Origin of the sequence: Sphingobacterium sp. lm-10 (assembly GCF_023554555.1) — a bacterium.
Taxonomy (GTDB): domain Bacteria; phylum Bacteroidota; class Bacteroidia; order Sphingobacteriales; family Sphingobacteriaceae; genus Sphingobacterium.
Genome location: NZ_JAMJWC010000003.1, coordinates 40,386 through 64,658 on the forward strand (window position 1 = coordinate 40,386; position 24,273 = coordinate 64,658).

General features: G+C 41.6%; 17 protein-coding genes. 11 read left to right on the forward strand and 6 right to left on the reverse strand.

Annotation, left to right across the window (positions count from 1 at the left end):
* Positions 1–150: 150 nt before the first annotated feature.
* From M8998_RS14835 to dinB, 7 genes are all read left to right on the forward strand, one after another.
* The gene (locus M8998_RS14835; protein ID WP_249994223.1) at positions 151–1,254 is read left to right on the forward strand and encodes an HlyD family secretion protein; all 1,104 of its coding nucleotides are present in this window, start codon (positions 151–153) and stop codon (positions 1,252–1,254) included.
* 24 nt (positions 1,255–1,278) lie between these two features.
* Entirely contained in the window at positions 1,279–3,444 is a 2,166-nt protein-coding gene (locus tag M8998_RS14840) for a peptidase domain-containing ABC transporter (RefSeq protein WP_249994225.1), read from the forward strand.
* Positions 3,414–4,814 carry a TolC family protein gene (locus M8998_RS14845; RefSeq protein ID WP_249994227.1) on the forward strand — a complete coding sequence of 467 codons (1,401 nt, stop codon included), beginning with the start codon at positions 3,414–3,416 and terminating at the stop codon, positions 4,812–4,814. Before M8998_RS14840 ends, M8998_RS14845 begins: the two co-directional genes overlap by 31 nt.
* Before the next feature lie 50 nt (positions 4,815–4,864).
* Entirely contained in the window at positions 4,865–5,182 is a 318-nt protein-coding gene (locus tag M8998_RS14850) for a hypothetical protein (protein ID WP_249994229.1), read from the forward strand.
* Positions 5,183–5,270: 88 nt separating this feature from the next.
* A complete protein-coding gene (locus M8998_RS14855; protein WP_249994231.1) occupies positions 5,271–5,414 on the forward strand; it encodes a class IIb bacteriocin, lactobin A/cerein 7B family in 144 nt (47 codons plus the stop codon).
* A 68-nt stretch (positions 5,415–5,482) separates the two neighbouring features.
* Positions 5,483–6,280, forward strand: a complete 798-nt coding sequence (gene lgt / locus M8998_RS14860) for a prolipoprotein diacylglyceryl transferase (protein WP_249994234.1) — start codon at positions 5,483–5,485, stop codon at positions 6,278–6,280.
* Positions 6,281–6,466: 186 nt separating this feature from the next.
* Positions 6,467–7,558, forward strand: a complete 1,092-nt coding sequence (dinB, locus tag M8998_RS14865) for a DNA polymerase IV (protein WP_249994236.1) — start codon at positions 6,467–6,469, stop codon at positions 7,556–7,558.
* A 671-nt stretch (positions 7,559–8,229) separates the two neighbouring features.
* Here dinB and M8998_RS14870 read toward each other — a convergent pair.
* The 3 genes from M8998_RS14870 to M8998_RS14880 are packed head-to-tail and all read right to left on the reverse strand — an operon-like array spanning position 8,230 to position 14,156.
* Positions 8,230–9,078 carry a metallophosphoesterase family protein gene (locus tag M8998_RS14870; RefSeq protein ID WP_249994238.1) on the reverse strand — a complete coding sequence of 283 codons (849 nt, stop codon included), beginning with the start codon at positions 9,076–9,078 and terminating at the stop codon, positions 8,230–8,232.
* On the reverse strand, positions 9,072–10,868 hold the full coding sequence (locus M8998_RS14875; protein WP_249994239.1) for a RagB/SusD family nutrient uptake outer membrane protein: 1,797 nt from the start codon (positions 10,866–10,868) through the stop codon (positions 9,072–9,074). Before M8998_RS14875 ends, M8998_RS14870 begins: the two co-directional genes overlap by 7 nt.
* A gap of 12 nt (positions 10,869–10,880) precedes the next feature.
* Positions 10,881–14,156 (reverse strand): SusC/RagA family TonB-linked outer membrane protein, encoded by a 3,276-nt coding sequence (locus M8998_RS14880; RefSeq protein ID WP_249994241.1) that lies wholly within the window; start codon positions 14,154–14,156, stop codon positions 10,881–10,883.
* A 183-nt stretch (positions 14,157–14,339) separates the two neighbouring features.
* Between M8998_RS14880 and M8998_RS14885 the strand changes: the two genes are divergently transcribed.
* Entirely contained in the window at positions 14,340–14,936 is a 597-nt protein-coding gene (locus M8998_RS14885; RefSeq protein WP_249994243.1) for a TetR family transcriptional regulator, read from the forward strand.
* Here M8998_RS14885 and M8998_RS14890 read toward each other — a convergent pair.
* Entirely contained in the window at positions 14,929–15,201 is a 273-nt protein-coding gene (locus M8998_RS14890) for a CBU_0592 family membrane protein (protein WP_249994244.1), read from the reverse strand. The genes M8998_RS14885 and M8998_RS14890 overlap by 8 nt on opposite strands.
* A 145-nt stretch (positions 15,202–15,346) precedes the next feature.
* On the reverse strand, positions 15,347–15,772 hold the full coding sequence (locus tag M8998_RS14895) for a hypothetical protein (protein ID WP_249994245.1): 426 nt from the start codon (positions 15,770–15,772) through the stop codon (positions 15,347–15,349).
* A gap of 206 nt (positions 15,773–15,978) precedes the next feature.
* Between M8998_RS14895 and M8998_RS14900 the strand changes: the two genes are divergently transcribed.
* From M8998_RS14900 to M8998_RS14910, 3 genes are all read left to right on the forward strand, one after another.
* Complete coding sequence (locus M8998_RS14900) at positions 15,979–18,015, forward strand: glycoside hydrolase domain-containing protein (protein ID WP_249994246.1); 2,037 nt, start codon at positions 15,979–15,981, stop codon at positions 18,013–18,015.
* Positions 18,016–18,236: 221 nt separating this feature from the next.
* Positions 18,237–21,350 carry a SusC/RagA family TonB-linked outer membrane protein gene (locus M8998_RS14905; protein WP_249994247.1) on the forward strand — a complete coding sequence of 1,038 codons (3,114 nt, stop codon included), beginning with the start codon at positions 18,237–18,239 and terminating at the stop codon, positions 21,348–21,350.
* Between the two features lie 19 nt (positions 21,351–21,369).
* Complete coding sequence (locus M8998_RS14910) at positions 21,370–22,884, forward strand: RagB/SusD family nutrient uptake outer membrane protein (RefSeq protein ID WP_249994248.1); 1,515 nt, start codon at positions 21,370–21,372, stop codon at positions 22,882–22,884.
* Between the two features lie 184 nt (positions 22,885–23,068).
* Here M8998_RS14910 and M8998_RS14915 read toward each other — a convergent pair whose 3' ends face one another.
* Complete coding sequence (locus M8998_RS14915; RefSeq protein ID WP_249994249.1) at positions 23,069–24,172, reverse strand: pyridoxal phosphate-dependent aminotransferase; 1,104 nt, start codon at positions 24,170–24,172, stop codon at positions 23,069–23,071.
* Positions 24,173–24,273 lie beyond the last annotated feature (101 nt).

The following is a 24,273-nucleotide window of genomic DNA, read 5'->3' on the forward strand; positions in this document are numbered from 1 at the left end:
ATGGTGGTCGGTATTTTACAATATATGGGAATTTTGAGCACTACTATTTAAATAAGAATATTTTATCGTTAAACTAGAAATGATTGACCATATAATAATTATTAGAATAATAATTAATTTTAAAGAAAAAATAGCTAAATTGTGTTTTGTATGGAAAAAAGTGGCAAATCTCCTAAATTGCAAGTGATATACATTACATTGCTTTTTTTTCTCTTGTTGGCGTCAATTGCACTCCCTATTATACAGATTCCCATATCTGTATCTGCAAGAGGTGTTATAAGACCGCAACAAGAGAGTACTAATCTAATCTCCATGGTAAGTGGAAGAGTGGTCGATTCCAGAATAGTAAAAAATAACCAACACATTAGAAAATATGACACATTATTAGTTATTACTTCTGATGCGCTACATAGTAAATATCAATACCAAGAACAGCAGAAACAAGATTACCGAAGTCAATTATCTGATTTGAAATTATTGACTACTGGTGTGGAAAGTGGATTGAAAACAGGGCAATATCAAATGGAATTATCTGCTTGGAAAGAAAAGCTAGGAGAAATACAAACACAACTTGCTCTCTCTGATAAAGAATTAAAACGTAATCAGCAATTGTTTGAGATCGGAATTTTGCCTCTAGCAGAGTTTGATAAAAGTGTGCACCTTCATGAACAATTGACCATTCAGAAAAAAGTTGCTAGAGAGCAACAGATGGCACTATGGCAAAGTCAAAAGCTTGATATGGAGCGCCAACTTCGTACAATATCAAATGACATACATCAACTCAATATTGAGTCCTCGAATCATATACTTACTGCACCAATGGATGGCAGAATTATCGATTTCTCTGGATTACAGTCAGGTAATTATATTGTGCAGGGCCAACAGGTCGCGACAATCTCGCCTGTAGAGGGATTATTGGCTGAATGCATGGTTCCGCCAACATCCATAGGTTTTATACATGTAGATCAACAGGTCAAGTTTCAACTAGATACTTATAACTACAATCAATGGGGGCTAGCTACTGGTAAAGTGATTGACGTCGATCAGCAAATCCGGATCAATGAGCACACGGGTGAATCTTTTTTTTTGGTGCGATGTAGTATAGATCAAACTTTCTTAGCACTGAAAAATGGTTATCACGGCGATATTACGAAAGGGCTAACTTATACAGCCCGGTTTTACTTAACTGACCGCACCCTGTGGCAATTGCTCTTTGATAAGGCAGATGATTGGTTTAACCCAAATTTTCTATAAACTATAGCATAAAGATTGAAAAAGATGAATACACCAAAAATAAATGTCAAACAACATGACATGAGAGATTGTGGTGCTGCTTGTTTATCCTCGATAGGAGGATATTATGGATTACAACTTCCTATTGCGAAGATCAGGCAATATTGCCATACGGATACCCGAGGTACAAACATTCTGGGTCTGACCGAAGGATTGGCGAAAATGGGATTTCTTGCAAAAGGTGTTCGCGGTAAGGAAGAAGCCCTAGCACAAATTCCGTTACCAGCAATTGCACATATTGTCATTAAAGATCAGTTACAGCATTTTGTGGTTATCTATAAAGTCGATAAGCAACACATCACGGTGATGGATCCTGGAGTTGGTAAGATGGAAAAATACAATTGGGAATCATTTAAAAAAGTATGGACTGGTGTACTTGTTTTGTTGGAGCCCAACGAGTACTTCGAAAAGCGAAATGAGCATGTTAACAATATGGTGCGCTTCTGGCAACTAATACAGCCGCATCGCTCAGTAGTTTTTCAGGCTTTAGTAGGAGCCATGGTATATACTTTATTGGGCTTGTCTTCGGCTATATATATCGAGAAAATAACGGATTATGTGTTGATTGATGGTAATTTGAGATTATTAAATCTGCTCTCGGTAGGTATGATCATAATTTTGATCTTTCAAATTTTTTTAAGCATTGTGAAGAGCATATTGGTATTGCAGACAGGTCAACGAATTGATCGACATCTAATTTTAGGTTATTACAAGCACCTGTTTAGTCTTCCGCAACGTTTTTTTGATACCATGAAAGTTGGAGAAATTATATCCCGAGTAAATGATGCAGTGAAAATAAGAACCTTTATCAATGATGTATCTATACAGATTGTCGTTAACATCTTTATTGTACTGTTCTCCTTTGCACTAATGTTTACGTATTATTGGAAACTCGCGCTGGTTGTAGCGTTGGTCATTCCATTGTATTTGGGCGTCTACTGGATTAGCAATCGCTTGAATAAAAAGGTGGAACGCAGACTCATGGAAGAAGGTGCCGACTTGGAAGCCCACCTAGTCGAATCGCTTACAGCAGCGAAAACCATTAAGCTTTTTGGTGTGGAAACCTTCGCCAATAATAAGACAGATCAGCGATTCAGTATTTTACTAAAAACTATTTATCGATCGGTGATGAACGGGATTTTCTCTGGAAATGCTTCGGAATTTCTGTCTCGCATATTTACCATTGTACTTTTGTGGGTAGGATCGAAGTATGTGATTGAGCGTGTCATTACACCAGGAGAGCTTCTTTCTTTCTACGCCTTAATCGGTTATTTTACAAGTCCGGTTTCCCAGCTCATTGGCATGAATAAGAGTGTACAAAATGCGTTAATAGCATCAGATCGTTTATTCGAAATCATGGATTTAGAGCGAGAAGAACTGACCGATAAAATGGATCTTAAACCTGAACAGATTGGAAACATACAGTTCGACAAAGTATCATTCAGCTATGGATCGCGGGCAAAAATATTCACTGACTTCAGTTGCGAATTTGAAATAGGTAAAATGACAGCCATTGTAGGTGAAAGTGGTTCTGGGAAAACTACGTTGGTAACCTTGATACAAAACCTATATACGTTGCAAAGCGGAAAAATTCAGATTGGGGAGTATGATATTAGCTATGTTTCGAATTATTCCCTACGACATCTTATATCTACCGTTCCGCAAGAAATTGAGTTATTTTCTGGGAATGTTATAGAAAATATCGCTTTAGGAGAAGAGTTCCCAGACATGCAACGTATCATTATGATCACGAAACAGCTCGATATACTTGGGTTTATAGATAAACTACCAGAAGGTTTTCAGACTTATTTAGGGGAAAATGGAACACTATTGTCTGGTGGACAAAAGCAACGGATTGCTATTGCTCGTGCTATCTATCGCAATCCGGAGATTTTGGTTTTAGACGAAGCAACATCCTCTTTGGATTCTGAATCAGAGATTGTTATACAAAATACCTTCAAATTGTTGAAAGAAATGGGGAAGACACTTATAATCATTGCCCACAGACTCAGTAGTATAGCGCATGCCGATAAAATTATGGTACTAAAGGATGGGAGAATAATCGAAGAGGGTGCACATCAGCTATTACTCGATCAAAAAAAATCCTACTATAGAAAACTATGGAGCAAACAAAGCCAGGTGTTGTCGTGAGTGTAGCCAATAAAATGGCTTCTATTAAATCTTCGAAGAAGACGGTTAATGTACTGTACGTGATTTTATTTCTTTTGTGCACCGCTCAACAAAATGCTTTTTCGCAGGAACGATGGAATTTGCAGCGATGTATCGATTCTGCATTACTCCGAAATTTGGATTTAGCAAAACAAGAGAGAGAAATTGAACTAAAAAAATATGAATTACAAATAGCGAAGCGCGAACGTCTGCCTATGGTGCAGGGATATGGTAATCTTTACGCGAATTTTGGACGTGCGCAAGATGTTTTTGGAAATATACAAAGGAATGATAACCTGAATAGCAATATGGGCATTACTGCAGAGATTATGCTATACAATTTTGATAGGTTACGTAATCAGGCTCGTCAAGCCGCAGTAGGTGTAGATAGGGAGGTTTTAGAAAAAGAAATTCTGGATAGGGAGTTGACAATGAGGGTAGTAGAAGCATACTTTTATCTGTTGATGCAAATTGCATTGGTTGACTCTAGAGATTCAGCCGTAATGTTTTCCCAACATTTGTACGAACGTGCAGAAAAAACCACGCAAATTGGTACCACATCCGCAAGTGAGTTACATGAAGCTAAAGCGAATCTAGCTCGAGAGAAGCAGCAATTGCAGCGAGTGATCATGGATTGCGAGCTTGCTCAATTACAGCTTATACAATTGTTGCAAATAGAAGATCACAACCATATACTATTTCTTCCGGACGAACTTGACTTTGGCGTCGGATGGGAGATTTCTTCTTTGGAGGATCTTGTATTACAATCATATCAAAAACAACCTAGTGCTAGGAGGTATGTGATATGGCAACAAGATTTGAAGCTTCAGGAGCAAGTAATCAAGGCGGGGCTTTATCCCACCGTGACAGGCGCGGCGACATTAGGCACATTATATTTTAATGCTTTTCGGCAATTGATGACGGATCCATTCTTTTTTCAAACTCGGAACAATTTTGCTCAGCAACTGGTGTTAAATCTTTCCATACCGATATTTGATCGGGGCAGAACTCGCAGTCAATTACGACAATTGCATGTGCGAGAAAGTCAGCTACGTATTGAAAATGATATCGAGCGTCTCTTAATACGTCAGCAAATCGAGAAAATATACTTGGACTATAAAACAAACTATCAAAATAAGACCTATGCGGAGGAGGCTAGAAATGATACACAAAAGGCTTTAGAGTTTGCAAGAACAAGTTTTACAGCAGGGCAGATTAGTATATACGAATTGAATACAAGTCGACAAAATTTTATTGAGGCAGAAAGTGAATTGTTAAAGGCTAGGTATAGTATGCTTTTTAGCCTTAAAATGTTGCAATACCAAGTGAATGATACCTATATGCCATTTTGATTTTTTAATAAGACATGATATAAATAGAATTTTGAACAAAACGTAGGGCTATGCAGTTATTTAAATACATAGAACGTATTAATCTGATCGATAAATTGATACGACAACGTCGCACAGGAACACCCGCTGTACTAGCGCGTAGACTAGGGATATCTGTATCTCGACTATACGCTATCTTGGATCAATTGAAGTGTCGTGGTGCACCGATACGTTACTGTAGGGATACTAGTACTTATTTTTATGAAGAGGAGTTTGCCATTTCTATTACCATTACATTAGAACAATTAAAAGAGCCGGTCGTTCGTAAAATATCAGGTGGATATGCTCTTTTTACTAATTTTTTTGCCACTACTTTTTTTGTGGAGTGAGTACAGCTAATTTAGTATTGTTGATCAACGACAGCGAAATCCGAAAAGCTGAAATAGAGTAGGAAAATAATTTAAACAAATTATTATTATGAAAACTTTAGATGTAACAAAATTAGGTGTCCAAGAGCTAAATGAAAAAGAGATGGCTAACATTGATGGGGGCATTTGGCCTTTGCTAGTTGTGGCTGCAGTTGCGTATTTCTTGACATCAGACGAGCGTCAAGAAAATTAAAATCCACCGGTACTTTGATATGTCAACTTCATAACCAAAGTACCGGATATTTCTACCTAGCTAAATTAATGGATTTTACAATTATTAACTATATCATCTGGGATGTAGACCCAGATATATTTACTATACCATGGATTAATCGACCCATTCGATGGTATGGTTTGTTTTGGCTGCTGGGGCTAATTATGAGCTATCAATTCTTAAATAATATATTCAAATCGGAGGGTAAGTCTATTGATCTGCTGGATAAATTAAGTTGGAGCATCATTTTGGGTACGCTGATAGGGGCGCGTCTCGGACATGTGTTATTCTATAATCCATCGTATTATTTTCTGCAACGCCCTCTAGAAATATTCGCGGTATGGGAAGGCGGTTTAGCTAGTCACGGAGGAGCGATTGGGATTTTAGTCGCTATGATTATTTTTTCGAAAAGAAATCACATCAATTTCTGGTGGTTGGCTGACCGGATAGCGATTGTGATACCACTTGCTAGTGGATTGATCCGTTTGGGTAATCTTTTTAATTCTGAAATGATCGGTAGTGCTACTTCTGTTCCATGGGCCTTTATATTTACAAAATATGACTATGTTCCGAGACACCCAGCCCAATTATATGAGGCAATTTCATATTTTCTAGTTTTTATCGTCTTAGTCTGTTTATCTCGTACTGATGTAATTCGCCGGAAAGGGAATCTATTCGCGATGATGCTCATCAGCATGTTTTCATTGCGATTTGTTCTAGAAATATTCAAGCTGAATCAGGAATTGTTTGAAGATAATATGTTCTTGAACATGGGGCAAATACTAAGTCTTCCATTCTTATTAGGAGGTATTATTATACTAATTCTTAATCCCAAAAAGCAATGAATATAAACTAGATGAAAAGGATAGCGAAATGGAGAGGAAGTATTAGAGGATAGGAAAAAGTAATTTGCTTATATATAGTAAGTTAACTTAGTGAGAGAGGAGGCCGATTGGGTATTCTGATATTTATAAGAAAATGAACCGCGACCCAAGTGAGATAAGGAATATTTTTCCTGTAAATTTGAAGATATGCTTCCTTCTCCGGAAAACCGACGTAAGATTGTTCATATCGATATGGACGCTTTCTATGCTTCCATAGAGCAGCGTGACTTTCCGGAATTGCGAGGTAAGGCACTTGCTGTGGGTGGTTCGCCCGATGGGCGCGGTGTGGTGGCCACTGCCAGTTATGAAGCGCGGAAGTTTGGTGTTCGATCGGCGATGTCTTCCCGACAGGCATTGCAGCTATGTCCTCATTTATTGTTTACCAAACCCCGGTTCGATGTATATAAGCAGGTATCTGAGCATATTCGGGAAATATTTAGGCGGTATACGGATCTCATCGAACCTTTGTCGCTCGATGAGGCCTATCTGGATGTCACCGAAGACAAAGCAGGCATTGGCTCTGCCATTGAAATAGCGAAAGCCATCAAATCTGCTATTAAAGCGGAGTTACACCTAACAGCCTCTGCAGGTGTGTCTGTCAATAAATTTATCGCTAAAATTGCGTCTGATTATCAGAAGCCTGATGGCTTAACCTTTATCGGTCCATCCAAGGTCATCCCATTTCTAGAAGCTTTGCCTATCGATAAGTTTTTTGGAGTAGGAAAAGTGACGGCACAAAAGATGAAAGGCTTAGGCATACACCAGGGCACCGATCTCAAGCGTTTTTCTGAATCGGATCTCATTCGTCACTTCGGGAAGTCGGGCACATTTTTCTATCATATGGTCCGCGGAAATGACAATCGGCCGGTCCGCCCCAATCGTATCTCAAAGTCTATCGGTATAGAGGATACTTTTTCGGCTGATATTGCCGACAAGGTAGAAATGATGGAGGAGCTGAAGACACTATGTGAAAAGTTGGAAAAACGATTGCAAGCTAAAGCAAAAAAAGGAAAAACGGTGACGGTAAAAATTAAATTTTCTGACTTTACCCAGATTACCCGAAGCAAAACATTGTTTTATGACATCAATCGATCAGCGGATATGTATTTGGTGGTTCAGGAACTGATGGATAAAGTGGATGTGGAGAATCTAAAGGTGCGCCTTTTGGGCGTTACGATATCCAATTTTACAGAACCTGAATTTATACCGAAAGAAGGGCGTCAGCTTCGGTTGTTCTAGCGGTGTTCAAAGTTTCGGAAACAGAACCTGCTATTTTGGGTGCGGCTATAATTATCGGCTGCTGATAACCCTCTCAGAATAAACTAATCTTTTATTCTTTTATATTTGAGCATGTTAATGAAAAAATCAAGATCAAATCTACTTTCCGTATTATCGGAATGTCTTGTCTTATTAACATCATTCGTGTCTTGCAATAGAACAAAAGAGCCTAGTATCGATCATTATATCGCGATAAAAAATCGAGACACCGCACATCTATCCCTCACTAGATATGATAAGCGTTTTTTTGGGAAGCTAATTATTCATAAACCGGGCGCAGTGACTGATTCGGGAGCGGTAAGGGGTAAAATAATCAATGATTCTCTGATTGGTGATTTCCATTACCAACCACACGGAGCCAGGCATCTGAAAAGGAGAGCATTCGCTTTACTTGATCGTAAAGATCATTTAATCAGAGGCTATGGAATACAGCACGTTTACATGGGAATTCCCTATTACGTGGAAAATTCCATAACCTTTCGTGAAGATGGATTTATATTTAATAAGATCCCTGTAAGTAACTCCAGGTAATTAGGTTTCAAAAGACATACTCAGAATCGTATTGTTAAGCTATAAATGTCGGGTTGTTAGCAACCCAACATTTATAGCTTATTGTGTAGTGATGATAACAATTACAATTTATAGGCTTCTTGATAGCTCCAAGTCACTTTACCGTCTTTCATTTCTAAAATAAGGTAGCCGGGCTTTGTCCCAAAAAATGCACCATGCCACCAATTGCCAGACACAGCACCTGCCGTGATATAATCGACGTTTTTTACCTTTATCTCTTCATAGAGATGCATATGACCCTGCAAAACCAATTGTAGATTATGCTCCGTGAACATATCCATGATTTCTTTTTGATTGGTGAAAGTGTCTGTTGCAGTGTATTTGCCCTCTAAGACCGGGTAGTATACAGACAGAAAAGGTACATGCGTGATGACGACTATAGGCATGTTTCTAGGCGTACTATTTAACACTTTTGCTAGCCACTCTTTTTGCTTTTCGGGAACGATATAGCCACTACTATCTGTGTACACCGAGTTTAAGACGATGAACTTGGCGCCTTTGTGTTCAAACGATTGGTATGTATCGCCAAAAGCTTCTTCAAATAGTTGAAAATCATTAGCGCCGTCACGCATCTTCGCCGGTAGGCGATCATGGTTACCGATCGCCATGTAATAAGGGCGAGAAGTCGCGCTAAGCATGGCTTTTAATTTTGCATACCGAGATCGTACAGCAGGGAGTTTCTCGGCTGACTGATTATCGACGTCGACATTATCGCCGCCACTTACCACAAATTCGACGTCCTTTGGCAAGGTATGCAGCAACTTCTGCACCTCGTTCAAAGTAGAATCGCTGTGCACATGCAGGTCTGTAATAAATGCAAATTTGAAATTTTGCGCATTTGCTGCCGTAGAAAAAGTCAGACCTACTAACGTTACTAGCAGGCAGATAGGCCATTTTAATGATTTTACCATCCGAATATTTGTTTTAAATTATTGTTCAAATTGACCTGATCTTGCGGGATTGGTCTGTAATAGTATTTTGGTGCTTCGAATGTAGACGCACGCTCTACGGTTTGTACAAAGCCTCTAGTTCCTTCTGATAAGTAAACGCCGACATCTTGACCATACGTCCCGACACGATAATATTGCATAATACGACCCAAACTATTTCTTTCTCTTTCCACTGGAATAGACTCGTTGGCTGGCAACAAAACGATATCAGGAATTCCATCGCCTGTTACATCATGTCTTCCCAATCCAGAGAAGTAAATACCTTCTGGCATTTTTTCTAGCAAGCTGCCCGCATTCCAACGCATAATATCGTTTAATCGGTAGCCTTCCAATGCTAGTTCGACGCGACGCTCTCTTCTGATTTCCAAGAGCAATGCCTTTTGACTGCTCGTAATCGTTGGAAATTGGCTGGCTAATCTCGCATCTTCCACTTGTGACATCAACATTTTTGGCATCGCTACACGATCGCGCAACGGATTGATCGAAATATCTAAATCATCTTGTGTCAAGATACCCAATTCTGCTTTTGCTTCCGCATAATTCAACAAAACTTCTGCATAGCGATAGATCGGCACATCTGTACCATAACGTACTTGCTGATCAGTTGTATTCATAAAACCTTTAATCTGATGATATCCGGAGAAGTTTTTAGCCAATTGCTGTACATAGATTCCCACACCTTGCGTGTAGGTACTGTTATAAATCAATTCCCATCCCGGGTAAGCATAAGTTTGTGATAATCGCGGATCTCTATTTTGAAACTCTTGTACAAATGAGAATTGCTGATAGCCTGATTGATTGGTATAAAAAGAACCATCTTTCATAAGATAATTCTGCATCAAATCTCGAAGTGGATAGTACTCGTAATTACCAAACATACCCGGCCAATCGCTGGCATTCAGCACATTGTTGGCAAAGAACCTACCCATAATAACCTCGCGGTTGCCTTCCAAACTTTGGTTGAAGAACAAATCACCATAATCACTATCAGGATTTCCAGTAGCATGAATGGCAAATTTGCCGCTGCGGATAATTTGTTCACTCAGCTGATGCGATTTAGTGATAAATGCATCTGCAGTATTCGTCAGATTCAATTCATTATGGTATTTACGAAAAGTACCTTCGTACAATGCAAAACGTCCAAACTCCTGCACTACGACCCATTTGCCGACTTGTCCAGCCTTTGCATTATCCAACACATGATCTGCGGCATACTGAAAGTCTTCCATGATCTTTTCTACTGTACCCGCTCGCGTTCCACGGTCGGCAGTGAGTATTTCTTCATCATTCGTATTCACGACTTGATCGATCCATGGCACATCGGAAAATCGTTGCACTTTGGCTACATAAAATCGTGCCCGAAAATAACGTGCTAATCCTTCGTAATGGGCCAACACCTCTTCACTAACCTGAGCCGAACGGAAGTTTTCTAAGAAGAAGTTGACTTTTCTTAGCTGTTCCCAATCCCAACCCGTCGTCATATTCGCAGCAGTAACATTTCCCAAAAGGATGTTCTTCATTTCATTGTTACCCGTAGTTCCGGCATTATCCGTTCCGGCATCTGCTTCATAGATTCCCGAACTGGAAAAATTGTATAGATTCTGTATATATATTTCTAAATCGGTCTGTGATTTAAAAAAGTTTTCCTTGGTGATCTGTGTTTCTGGAAGTAGATCCAGATAGCTATCATTACAAGACGATAGGGTCAGTAATGCACATGCTATGGTGAATATAAAAAAATGTTTTTTCATGACTAGTATGTGTTAAAAGGTCAATTGTAAACCTGCCGAAAAGCTACGTTGAAAAGGATAGGTCAGACCATTTCCTTCACGACCTGGGCTGGCTACAGGATCTGTATTGATGTTTGCATTAATAGTTTCCGGATCGAAGTATCTCTTTACGGCAGACCATTCCGTCAAGTTCTCCGCACTGAAATAAACGCGCAGTTGCTTGATGAATGCTTTCGAAAAAACATGCTGTGGCAGTGTATATCCGATTGTTAAGTTTTTAAAACGTAGGTAGGCTGCATTCAGCAAATAGTTCGTTTGCGGCAAGGCTGTTCCTAGCGCTTGGTCTACACGTGTTCCTAAGTTTCTATCTGCTAACCAAGATTGTAGCACCGGGAAGCGTGCGTCCAAATTTTGGTCGGCCAATCCAAGATCCAAGTACGACTGCGAGTGTTTTGCACGATCTACATCAGAGTCGTTATTTGGTCTATAAAAATCTAGCAAGTGAGAATAGATACTTCCATATGGCTGCTGATATACTCCCCAATACAAGTAATCGAGCGGATAATAATCTCTTTTAGCCACGCCTTGAAAGAAAGCACGCACATCAAAACCTTTCCAATTCGCATTCAGATCTAGACCGAATTGGTAACGTGGCGTGCTATTTCCAATGACTTTGAGATCTTTGGTATCCCCCAAAGTATACCCTTTTTCGATCACGCCATTATTGTCCTGATCGACAAACATAGGCCAGCCCGGTACGATGGTCAATGCTCCCCAAGGAATAAGAGCCGTTTGGTCTAGGTTGGCGATTTGTTCTTCATTCTGAAAGAAACCATTACTTTCTAATCCCCAGATTTCTCCCAATCGCATTCCTTTATAGTAATCCAAGATGGAGTTGTTACGGTTGGCAAATCGGGTGATTTCTGAATAAGAATCGGATAATAAGAAACGCGCATTAAAGTTTAAATCATCACCTGCTAATTTGAAGTTATCTTGGTAAGTGATGCTCAATTCCCAACCATTTGTCTTCAAATCGGCCGCATTCTCCCGTGGAGATGCTGCCCCCAATACGCCAGGCAATGTAGCACCAGCGGTGAGCATGCCCAATGTGCGTCTTGAATAATAATCAAATGAAGCAGAAAACATGTTTCTGTACAACGCGATATCTAACCCACCATTGATGGTATTGACTTTCTCCCAAGTATAATTTGGTGACACCAATGCTGGCGTACTGATGAGTGGAGGTCTTTGCCCATCAATCAGGTATCCGCTACGCGTCACTTCCATCGAAGGAATGTAACCAAAGTTGGAAACTGCTTGATTACCAAGCGCACCATAAGAACCACGAATCTTTAGGAGATCAATCGCCTCGACATCGCTGAGAAAGTTTTCACGATCTAAGCGCCAAGCGACAGAGCCGGATGGGAAGAAACCAAAACGCTGATCTTTTGGAAACCGGGAAGTGCCATCGTAGCGACCATTCAGCTCTAGGATATACTTATCATCATAGGTATAATTCAATCGGTAAAACGCTCCACGCAGGGCATATTTGTCAATGGCTTCGCCAAAGGTAGCTTCACCTGTCGCTAAAGCGGGTGTTGGGAAATTGCTAGAGATCAACTCCGTCATTTGCCCGTTGAACAATTCGGAACGGTAATCTTCTTGGTTGAATCCAAAGATACCAGATACACTGTGTCGGTTGAATTGTTGGTTATACGAAGCGTATATATTGTACACATTGTAGTAAGAAAATCCACCTTGTCTAGCTGCGCTACTGGTTCCCTCCGTACGCAGATCATTAGGGCCAAAACCGATTTCATACGGTGTGACGAAACGGTTGTAATTCCTAGTATTACGTTGGAAGGTGTAATCCGCATTCAACTTAAAGATATTCTTAACGATATCTAGTTGTACGTTGAATGTGGATTGTACATCTTGTCGCTGGTCTGAAGTCTGTCCGCCATTGACAAGTTGCGCACTTACTCTTCCTGCTGTCGAATTTGCCCAAGTGCCATCTGGGTTGATGTCATAACTTGTTGGGAAAGCCGTATAGATGTCAAACATACTGATCTGCGAAGGCGTGATGCGTTTGGTATTGCCAATGATTGTATTATTGCCAATCTGGAGAAATGACGTGGCCTGATAATTCGTTTTAGCCCTAATCGTGTAACGGTCAAAATAATCATCTGCCAGGGTGATCGGCGAGTTCTGCCTGTTGTAGCCTGCACTCAGATAGTACTGCACCTTGTCGCTCGCACCCGAGATCGACATATCGTGGTTTTGTGTGAAATTCCAATCCGACAAAAAGTGTCTCGTCCAATCTTTGTTGCCCATATACTCCCATTCTGCGGGCTGCGTCGGGTTTATGCGTACGCCAGGTATCGAAGGATCGTTGGATCGCTCTCTCGCAAACTGATAAAACTGGTCGTTGTATTGCACATTATTCCAAGGCGTATTGTCTGTGGAGGTTTGCAAAACACGTGAAAAGACATACGGATCCACAATTTTATCAGGAATGACGGTGGGTGTGTTCCAAGTAAAGTTATTATTATAGCTTATTTTGATACCGTCCTTACCTGATTTTGTAGTGACCAATATGACACCGAAGGCTGCTCGCGCTCCGTAAATAGCTCCGGCAGATGCATCTTTGATCACAGAAAACGATTCGATGTCTTGCGGTGATATTCTATTAAGTTCTGCGGACGACATCGGTACGTTGTCTACCAAAATTAAAGGATCGCCACCGTTGACAGAAGTAATACCGCGTATATTGATGTTGGCCGCTTCTCCTGGGGCACCAGAATTAAATCTGATATTCAAATTGGGCACCATGCCTTGTAGACCTTGAGCGATATTCGAAATTGGTCTACTTTCCAGCACTTTTGCACTAATGTGGTCTACAGCGCCTGAAAGGTTTACCTTACGCTGTGAACCATATCCTACGACGACGACTTCATCTAGACTTCCTTCGGTAGGTTTAAGGATCACATCAATAGAATCTCTTCCTTCAAAAGGAATTTCGACTTCTTCGTAACCGATCAAGGAGAATAAGAGCGAAGAACTTGCTGGAGACTTATCAATACTATAGTCACCATTTGCATTGGTTATCGTCGCTATTCTAGTACCTTTTAGTGATACAGTCACACTGGGTAGTGCTTCACCAGTCATATTAGTAACCTTTCCAATGATGGTGTTGGTTGTTTGCGCAGTAGCACGACTTATACTGCATAGTACAAACAGCACAATAACGACACATAGTGCGTTTACCTGCTGCCGGCTTTTACTAAGTCGTCGAGGGATGAATTTCATGAATTACAGTGTTAATAGATTGAATGAATGTTTAATTAATCGCAAAATTATATCCGCAACATAAATTATTGCTTAATAGAGCGTTATATAACTGTTAATTCTTGAGTGTTATGAATACATTTGATGTTTATCAAATAAATATTACGGCCAATTGATTATTTTAGCAACGCATTAAAATTATACATGGGTAGAAAAAGTATTAAAGAGGCACGCCAACTAGAGATTGTAAAAGTGTTTTATCGAGTGGCTAAAAAAGAAGGTTTAGAAAATTCATCGATCGCTAAGATTGCTAAGGTAATGGATGTGAATCCCAGTCTCATCATTCATTATTTCAAAAGCAAGGAGGAGCTTACACTGGCGTTGATCGATTTTATTTTAGAGCAATACCTGGTCATGTTTCAACTTAACAAAATTCAAGACCTGGAACCGATAGATGGGTTACGTATGCTGATTGATAATTTGTTTTCACGAAAATGGAACCGGTTATTTGATGATGGTCTTTTCTACAGTTGCTATGCATTGACTTTTCGTGACAAATCTGTGAGGGAGAAATATAAGATCATTACGAATTCTCTCCGAGAGACGCTTGCCCGCATTATTCAGAGAGCTGTGGATTTAGGATTGATCACGGTATCCTCCTCTCTTGTGTCGGCCGATCTTATTTTTGCATTGATCGACGGTGCCTACTTTTACCTTAGTGTGGCTGCTACCAAAGTAGACTTCGAGGAGCGATTAACAGCGTATAAGCTAGAAGCGTATCGCTTGCTACAGCTTACTTAGTCATTCTTCTTTTTAGCATTACAAAGCGGACGAAACCAAAGACGGCAATAATTATCCAAAGAACGTTTGCCGCTATGTTTGGGATATCATTGAAATATATGGCACTTATTGTAAGTCCGATCCCACCTATGATGTTCAGCGTCTGATATAATGGCTGATCATGCGTTATTTTATTACTGTTTAATAGCAGAAATGCTGTTGAACAGCAGATAAATCCCAGCCAGCCTAATGCTGTTATCAGCAGCTCAAGTGTTATATCGTTCATGTTAATGAATAGTGCATCATGTTATCCGCTCATAAAATTAAGCGTTTAATCCATAGCACGTATATTAAGAAATTGATATGCCTGTCGCTGATTAATGGGTTTACACCTCATGATCTTCATTACTCACTTTATCTTGGTTGTTTCACTACGCGACGTAATCTGCAATGTCAATATAATTATCCTCTACGGGTTTGAGGGTTATTTTAATATTTTCCAGAGCATTCGTAATGCCATTTTGTTTGATAATTTCCAACTCAATTTCTGATTTTTTAGCGGTCATAGACATGGCGTACTGTGAGGCTCCGGGCAGGGTTTCATAGCCATTCGTATTGATATTTCGAAAGAGGAACTTTCGATTTTTGGAATCATAGAGAAAGAAATAAAAGGGGAAGTCTTTGGCAGCGCTATCGACAGCACCCGAGCCGTTCCACAACTCCAATCTTCTTAGAATTGCACTTTGCAGATTATTTTGTTTTACCATTTCCTTTTTAATGGTAATTACGTTGAAACATAATACAAGAAGAAAAATGAGGACAATTAACGACAATGTGAAAGAGAAAGGTTCAGACATAGAATGGCGGTTTAGTTTTATATACCAATATATTGAAATTATTTTATATAAATAAAAAGATAACTACCTAGAAAAGAGTTATTGATGATTCAATTATACTAGACCAATTTGTGATATCCCCGTGAAAGACTCCCCATTTAGGTTTCATTAACATGTACTTAATAGGGGTTTTATATATTTGTGGATCTACTTTCTACACGCTATTTATGAAAAAGGCAATCATGCTCTCCCTTCTGGTATTCGGCGCACGCGTTTTATTTGCGCAAGTTGATCAGGTCAATGTTTTTTTAGGGTCTTCCGGCGATCATGGTCAATTATCTCCGGCCGCATCTTCCGCTTTTCATCAATTGAGCATCGTGCCATTCACCAATCCAACTACCCATACCGGATATGAATTTCTGGCAAAAGAAATTCGAGGTTTTACACATAATCGAATGGAAGGTGTTGGCTGCATGGGCAGTGGCGGCGTATTGCTTATCCAGCCTTACTTGGGATCGGGGCATGTCGTTCCGGTGTTGCATAAAAATACGGAAGAGGCCGGGCCGGGTTATTATGAAGTAGCTACACAGGAGGGCATCGCAGCACAAATCGTTTCCATAAAGGATTTTGGTAAGGAGAAATTTTCATTTCCTGCAGGTGATAAAGGATTTTTTCTGGATTTAGGCCATGCGTTTAACGGCGCATTCGTAGATAACCGATTTGAACGTGACGGAAATCGACTTATTGGTGCGGTACGTGCCAAAACAACTTGTCATGTAGGGACGTACACTATTTATTATGCTTTAGAAATTCCTAACGCGTCGGCTTGGCGTATAGAAGGCAATAAAGTTTGGGTTTCTCTACCTAGTGATGTTCGCGAAGCGGAAATAGACTTAGCCTTTTCGGCCGTGAATGAGTCCTATGCTGCAGAGCGTCTGGAACAACATCATAAAAAATCGTATGCGGATCTGAAAAATAATGTACAAAAGGATTGGGATAATTGGCTAGGTGCCATACAGGTAAAGGGAGATCCGGAACTTACGAAAATGTTCTATTCCTTGTTTTACCGAGCATTACAATCTCCTTATACCACGAGTGAGGCCGATGGCAGTTACCGTGCTACTGATGGTGAAATATATAAAAGTAAAACTCCAAGGGTACATGGCTGGGCCGTATGGGACAATTACAAAACGCAATTACCTTTATTAGAGCTGGCTTATCCTGAATTTTATCAACAGGTTGCTTCCTCGCTTTCTGACCTGTACCGTTATGGGAAATACGACTTTGCCGGACCTGCCGAACCGGCTAATTCCGTGCGCACGGAGCATGCTGCGGTGGTCTTGCTCGATGCGCAACGCAAAGGTTATGCTATTGATCTGGATGCTATTCGCGATTCCTTGATTCGTGATACGGCACGCTTCGACTTTACCAAACCAGACAAATACTTAGAAGCTGCGTACGATATGTGGGCGATGGATCAACTGTTTAAAGGAAAAAATCCGGTGTACAAACAACGTGCGCTTAGCTATAGCGCCGTATGGGATCGAGAATTCAAAGATTTGACGAAGCGCGATGTAGATCGTATGTCAGCACGCAATATGTACCAAGGTACAATCCGACAATACCGTTGGAATGTGCCATTTGATGTGAAAGGATTAGTGACATTGGCCGGAGGGCAAGCGGCTTTCACGGCACAACTCGATGATTTCTATGATAACTATTATTTTAACAGAGCGAACGAACCGGATCTGCAGTCTTTCACGTTGTACAACGCTAGCACAACGCCTTGGAGATACCAGGAATGGGTACATCGCTTGGCCCTAGATACGGTAGTACAATATTACTTCAATGATAATAGCCGCGGCATTGGCGCGCACATCGATAAAATTTATAAAAACGAACCAAAAGCATTTGTACGCACAATGGACGATGATGCGGGAGCGATGTCTGCCTGGTGGGTGCTTTCTGCTATTGGGTTGCATCAGCCTTTGATCGGAGAACCTATCTATTATTTATCTACCCCATTTTTTGATGAAGTGCGATTAGAAAATAGGGGAAAACCTTTTATCATAAAGCGAAGCGGTGAGAAAGGTGAACGTTATATCCAACAAATCTTATGGAACGGAAAAGATTTGGGACGGCTCTGGATTACCCGAAAAGAAATTGCTAAGGGAGGTACTTTAGAAATAATAACTTCGCAAGATCCTACTCGATATGGCATAGACCAACCTTGGGTTACCAATTACAGTGACCCAGCATCCTAATGGTTCATGTCCTTTTCATAAAAAAAATAAACAGTTGACTGCTAGTGGATAGTGTGATTTTTACACTAAAAAGACTACTACTTAGGTGGATTATGTATTATATTTGCTCGCAAATTACTATAATACGTTTTAGCATCTCCATTACCAGTGTTGATTAATCTAGTCTAACTGGTTTAGTATCTGCCACTTCGTAGCGCAATTACATTTAAATTTTTGTTTATATGCAAAGGAAAATTACTACTATCCCCTTTATTCTCCCCCTCATTCTGATGCTTGCTGTTCTGCCTGTCTATCAGGTGTCTGCGCAGCAACGCGTGGTAGAAGGGCTTATTACCGAAGCGCTTACCGGTCAACCTCTTTCTGGCGTGAGCGTTCGGGTTGTTGGTCAACAATTTGGTGTTTCTTCACAAGAAGATGGCCGTTATCGTATAGAAGTCAGACAAGCGGATGCACGTCTGGAATTCTCCTATGTAGGATACGGTACGATACAGCGCGCCGCAGATGCTAATAACATAGATGTAGCATTGGAAGCCGCCAGCCGAGATCTTGGTGAGGTGGTGGTGGTGGCTTACGGTACTTCTCGCCGCGAGAATATTACCGGTTCGGTCGGAACCATCAGTGGTAAGCAATTAGAAAACCGACAGATATCTAATCTATCGAAAGGTTTGGAAGGTCAAGTTCCCGGCTTGCAGGCGGTGGCTGCGTCTGGACAGCCCGGTACGGATGCTACTGTTCGTATTCGGGGTATCGGCTCTATCAATGCATCTAGCAATCCACTTTATGTGGTGGATGGCAATCCTTATGCTGGAGATATCAGTGCAATCAATCCGAATGATATCGAATCCATCAGTGTTTTGAAAGATGCGGCGTCCAGCGCTTTGTACGGCTCGCGTGGTGCAAACGGTGTGATCATCGTTACGACAAAAAAGGGAAGAGCCAGCGATCGGGCAGCCATCAACTTAAACGTCACCAAAGGCGTCTCCAACCGCGCTATTCAAGATTACCAACAGCTATCAACAGACGATTATTTCCAATTGTACTGGGAAGCCGTACGCAATAAAAACCTGTCTAACGGGTTGGCTGCCGATGTCGCGGCGAGAAATGCTAGTGCATCTTTGGTAACGGATTTGGGGATCAACCCGTATGGTGCTAATTTCTCCCAGCCCGTTGGGCTGGATGGGCGTTTGCAACCTGGAGCGCAAGCCTTGTGGAATGATAGCTGGACCGACGTATTACAACGTACCGGGCAACGTACGCAGGCTGACTTAAGCATTAGTGGCGGTGGTGATAAACATAGTTACTTTATATCTGGGGGCTATTTGGACGATCAAGGAATCGCGATTGGTTCTGGATTTAAACGATACAACGTGCGTGCAAATATTGATGCAAAAGCAAGAGAGTGGTTGAATGCAGGTTTTAATTTTGCTGCCAGCAGTGCCTTGCAACAGTTTCCGCAATCAGAAGATAGTAATACCGCAAATATTATCAATTTCACCCGTTTGACGCCAGGCTTCTATCCTTATTATGAGCGCGAAGCGGATGGCAGTTATCGGCTGGATGCCAATGGCGATAGGATTTGGGATTTTGGCGAATACCGTCCAAGTGCCGCCATTCCACGCTCCAATCTTGCCGCATCTTTACCGTTAGATAAAAATGATATCCAACGGGAGAATGCCTCTATCCGAACGTATTTGGAAGCCATTATCAGTCCGGATTTGAAATTCCGCTCTACCTATAGTGTAGATTACATCAATAGGAATGATCATTTTTACGTGAATCCATCCGTGGGTAGAGGTGTGGAATACCTCGGATCCGTGAATAAAAGTAATGTGCGTACAGTGGGACAAACCTGGAATAACATCCTGACCTACGACAAGCAATTTGATCTACATCACCTCAATGTACTGGCAGGACAGGAATTTTACAGTTTCCAAACGACCAATATGAGTGGAAGCCGTCAGCGCTTTGTGCTACCTGGCTTAGATGAACCAATAGCTGCTTCACAGCTCAATTCCTTTACCGGATTGAGTCAGGATTATCGCTTGTTGAGTTTCTTAGGTCGCGCCGAATACGGATACGATAATCGTTATCTATTGTCCGGATCGATACGTACGGATGGTTCGTCTCGCTTTGCTGCTGGTACACGTTGGGGGACTTTTTGGTCATTGGGAGCTGCCTGGAAGATCTCGAATGAATCATTTTTACAAGATCAGGATTGGCTGAACCAATTAACCTGGCGGGCTAGTTATGGTGGCCAGGGGAATGATAATTTAGGTGTGTATTATGCGTATCAGGGACTGTATTCTATTCTCAACAATCTGGGTGAGGGTGGTACCATCACCAATCGCTTGGCTACGCCAGAGCTTAAATGGGAAACGAACCTCAACTTCAATACGGGTGTGGATGTAGCGATACTGAAAAATCGTATCGCCTTCTCTGTAGAATATTTCAACCGCCAGAGTAAAGACTTATTGTTTACGATGCCCATGGCGCTATCTACAGGATATACAGGCTACGATGCCAATATTGGTACCATGCGCAATACCGGTATAGATGTGGATATCCGTACTATTCCGGTACGTAACGAGAATTTTCGCTGGAATCTGGACCTGAATTTCTCGCATTTTAAGAACCGGATCACCGAATTGCCTACGGCAAACAATATTATCCGCGGCAATAAGATGTTGCGCTTAGGTGGATCAATCTATGATTTTTACTTGCCAACTTGGGCCGGTGTGAATCCTGAAAACGGCTCGCCACTCTGGTACAAAGCAGATGCCGACGGTATACAAACCGACGAAACAACTTCGGTGTACGGCGATGCGGGTCGATTTATTCAAGGAAGCTCATTGCCAACTTTGGTAGGGGGTATTACCAATAACATTACCTATAAGAATTTTGATCTGAATGCTTTGTTGAGTTTTAGCTTAGGTGGGCAGATATTGGATAATGATTATATCCAGCTGTTGCACAATGGTAATAACCCAGGTCGTGCCTGGAGCCAAGAGATGCTGAATCGCTGGACCCCAGAAAACCGGGAGACGGATGTACCACGCCTTACCACTGATAATTTGAACTGGACCTCCGCATCTACTCGCTTTTTGTATGATGGTAGTTTTGCTCGTCTTAAAAACCTGAGTGTCGGCTATTCCTTCCCGGAAGCTACTATGAGCCGTATTGGCATCAGCCGACTTCGGGTGTTTGTTCAGGGAGAAAACCTATTTACTTTCTACAAGCATAAAGGAATGGATCCGGAACAAACCCTGGAAGGGGCTACCTATTTCCGTTACCCGGCGATTAAAACATTCTCCGGAGGAGTGCAGATTGGATTATAAGACTTAAAAAAAAAATAGCATGAATTTATTCGCAACAAAATATAAAATATACGCTCTTACCTTCTTTGTATTGACACTGGCCTCCTGTAAAGATCAGTTGGATACGATGCCCACGGATGCAGTGACGGATACGGAGATTTACAAAAATACCAGTAACATTCAAACCGTTATCAATGGAACTTGGCGGTATCTGAACGATACGTATTTTACCTTTGCTAACCCTGGTTATTCTGCCTTTATGCGTACCAGTGATGCCATGGCAAACGACGTGGCCGTTACCACCAAATATGGCTATCGGGATCCATATGCCTTCACTGAATTGTTTGACAGATCTACGAACCGGGTGAATGCGTTCTGGACGTTGCTTTACAAGGTGATCGACAATACCAATAACGTGATTGCGAAGACCGAGCAGGCGGAGGGATCGCGTGAGGATAAAGATCGCTTGATTGGTCAGGCTAAGACATTACGCGCTTTTGCCTACCTCAATCTGGCCTCTTTTTATCAATTTAGTTACTTGAAAGACAAGACGGCATTGACGGTGCCGATATATACTGAGCCAAGTACGACGGCCACGCAAGGTAAACCGAAAGCTAGTTTGGAGGAGATTTATGCATTGATTACTGCAGACCTTAGGGATGCCGTCACTAAGCTTGCTGGATATAATCGGCCTGGCGCTCAGAAATACCGTGTAAATCAACATGTGGCTAATGGCTTGCTCGCACGCGCTTACTTGAACACGGGGCAATGGGAGTTGGCGGCTACCGCAGCGGCTGCTGCTGCGGAGGGTTATCCTTTGATGAATGCCGAAGCCTATTACGCGGGGTTCAATGACGCGCAAAATCCAGAATGGATCTGGGGACATTTACAAACAACGGATCAAAGTACCGCCAGTTACACGTTTCATTACCTGGATGTTTCTTCGTCGGGATCCTTTTATTTTAGTTTCATGGCAGATCCATTTTTTAAAGAACATTTTGCTCCGCAAGATGTGCGTACGGCACTTTTTGAGTGGGATGGCTTACCTGGTCGTGAAGGTTTCTTGCGGTACAAGAAGTTTAAATTTAAACAGAACCTCATTGGAGATATTGTATATATGCGTTCGTCAGAGATGTGGCTCATACAGGCGGAAGCATATGCTAGAGCAGCCAACAATAGCGCCGCGATCGATGCACTAAATACCTTGCGTGCGGCAAGAAATGCGGTTCCTTACACCGCGCAAGAGGGAGATTTGGTTGAAGCGATTTTGTTGGAAAGACGCAAAGAGCTTTGGGGTGAAGGCTTCGGTTTATCGGATATTATTCGAAATCAGAAATCGGTCGTTCGTAAGTCATTTCTAGATGTAGCAGGAAGTCCAGTCAAGGTAACGGTAACCACACCTTCGGGTGAGCAGAAGGTCGTGAATGGCCAAGGGCACCGTGTCGTGAAATTCCCGGATGGAAATGCCTTCGCACCCAACAGTCGCTACTATATTTTTGCGGTACCGTTGGTAGAAGAACAGCAGAACCCTGCCTTAAGAGCGGGAGCGAACTAATTAAGTAGGAAAGAAAGAGGTCGTCTAAAAAGTAAGCTATGAACGTCCTTGCGAGAAGGAGGAACGACGACGAAGCAATCTTATGTACAAAAAATTTAGATTGCTTCGTCATGCTTCCTCGCAATGACGCATTTTTTTCTTCAATGCCCTTTTTTAGACAAGCCTCTTTCTTTTTTAATCAATATTAACTACCGGCTTTCAAAGCGCTTACTACTTGTTTCATTTCTTCGGTGGTTCCTATACTCAGGCGCATCCAGGTGCTGTTTTCTTCAAAACTCCGTGCTCCCATGATTTTATTCTGTTCCAATGTTGCCACAAAATTACCCGGATAATTCGCCGTATCAAAATAAGAAAAGCTAGTTGTGGAGGGCGTGTGGCGCAGCCCTAGATCTGCTAAGCCTTGGTGATAGATGGCTCTATTTTTAGCGTTTTCTGTTTTACAATACGTCACGAAATCCTGGTCTTGTAGGGAGGCGAGTGCTGCCGCCACACTAACGGCACTGGGCCCTGCATTCTGCCAGGGCTGTAGATTGCCAAGCGACTCGATGATTTTTTCATTTCCGAGCAAATAACCTATACGTGCACCTGCTAGTCCGTAGATTTTGGAAAATGTTTTCGCAATGACAAGATTTGGGAATTCGTCAATCAGAGGAACCGTACTCGGTATATCTTCAAATTCGGTATATGCTTCATCCATCAAAACGATCACGTGGCTTGGCACCGCTTTAATAAAATCGCGTAATTCCTGATCTGGAATCGGGATGCCAGTCGGGTTATTCGGATTACACAAATACACCATGCTCGTGTCCGAATCAATGGCCGAATGCATCGCTGTGAGGTCGGTATCTTTCTCTTCCGTAAGTGGTATCCACTTGATCTGTAATCCCATGTGCTGTGCTGCGGTTGTCCAAAGTCGAAAAGTGGGATCTGGTGCAATGATATTGCCTTTCTTGAAAGAAGCGAAAAGAGTCGTTAAGCCCAACAATTCTGAAGAGCCTGCGCCGAGAAGTATATTTTTATCCGTTAACCGATGGGGTTGGGCTAGAGCGCTGATCAGTTTAGCGCTTTCTTTCCATTGGTATCTATTTGTACTGAGCAGCGCCTTGCTCATCGCTTCCCGAGCCGCTTTCGACGGCCCATGTGGATTTTCGTTGGATCCAAGATAAATCCATTCATCGATGAAAGTACTTTGTGTAAATACGGATGTGTTTGCTGCAAAAAGATCGCGGCTCATGGCAAAGGCTGCCGTTGCGAATCCTGCTTGTTTGATAAGTTGTCGCCTATTCATTCTTTTGAAGTTAGAAATTCGTACCAATCGCATGTCTTAGATACATGGATCGGCCAGGATAATAAAAGTGTTACACGAATATACTAATTATATTTAAAAGA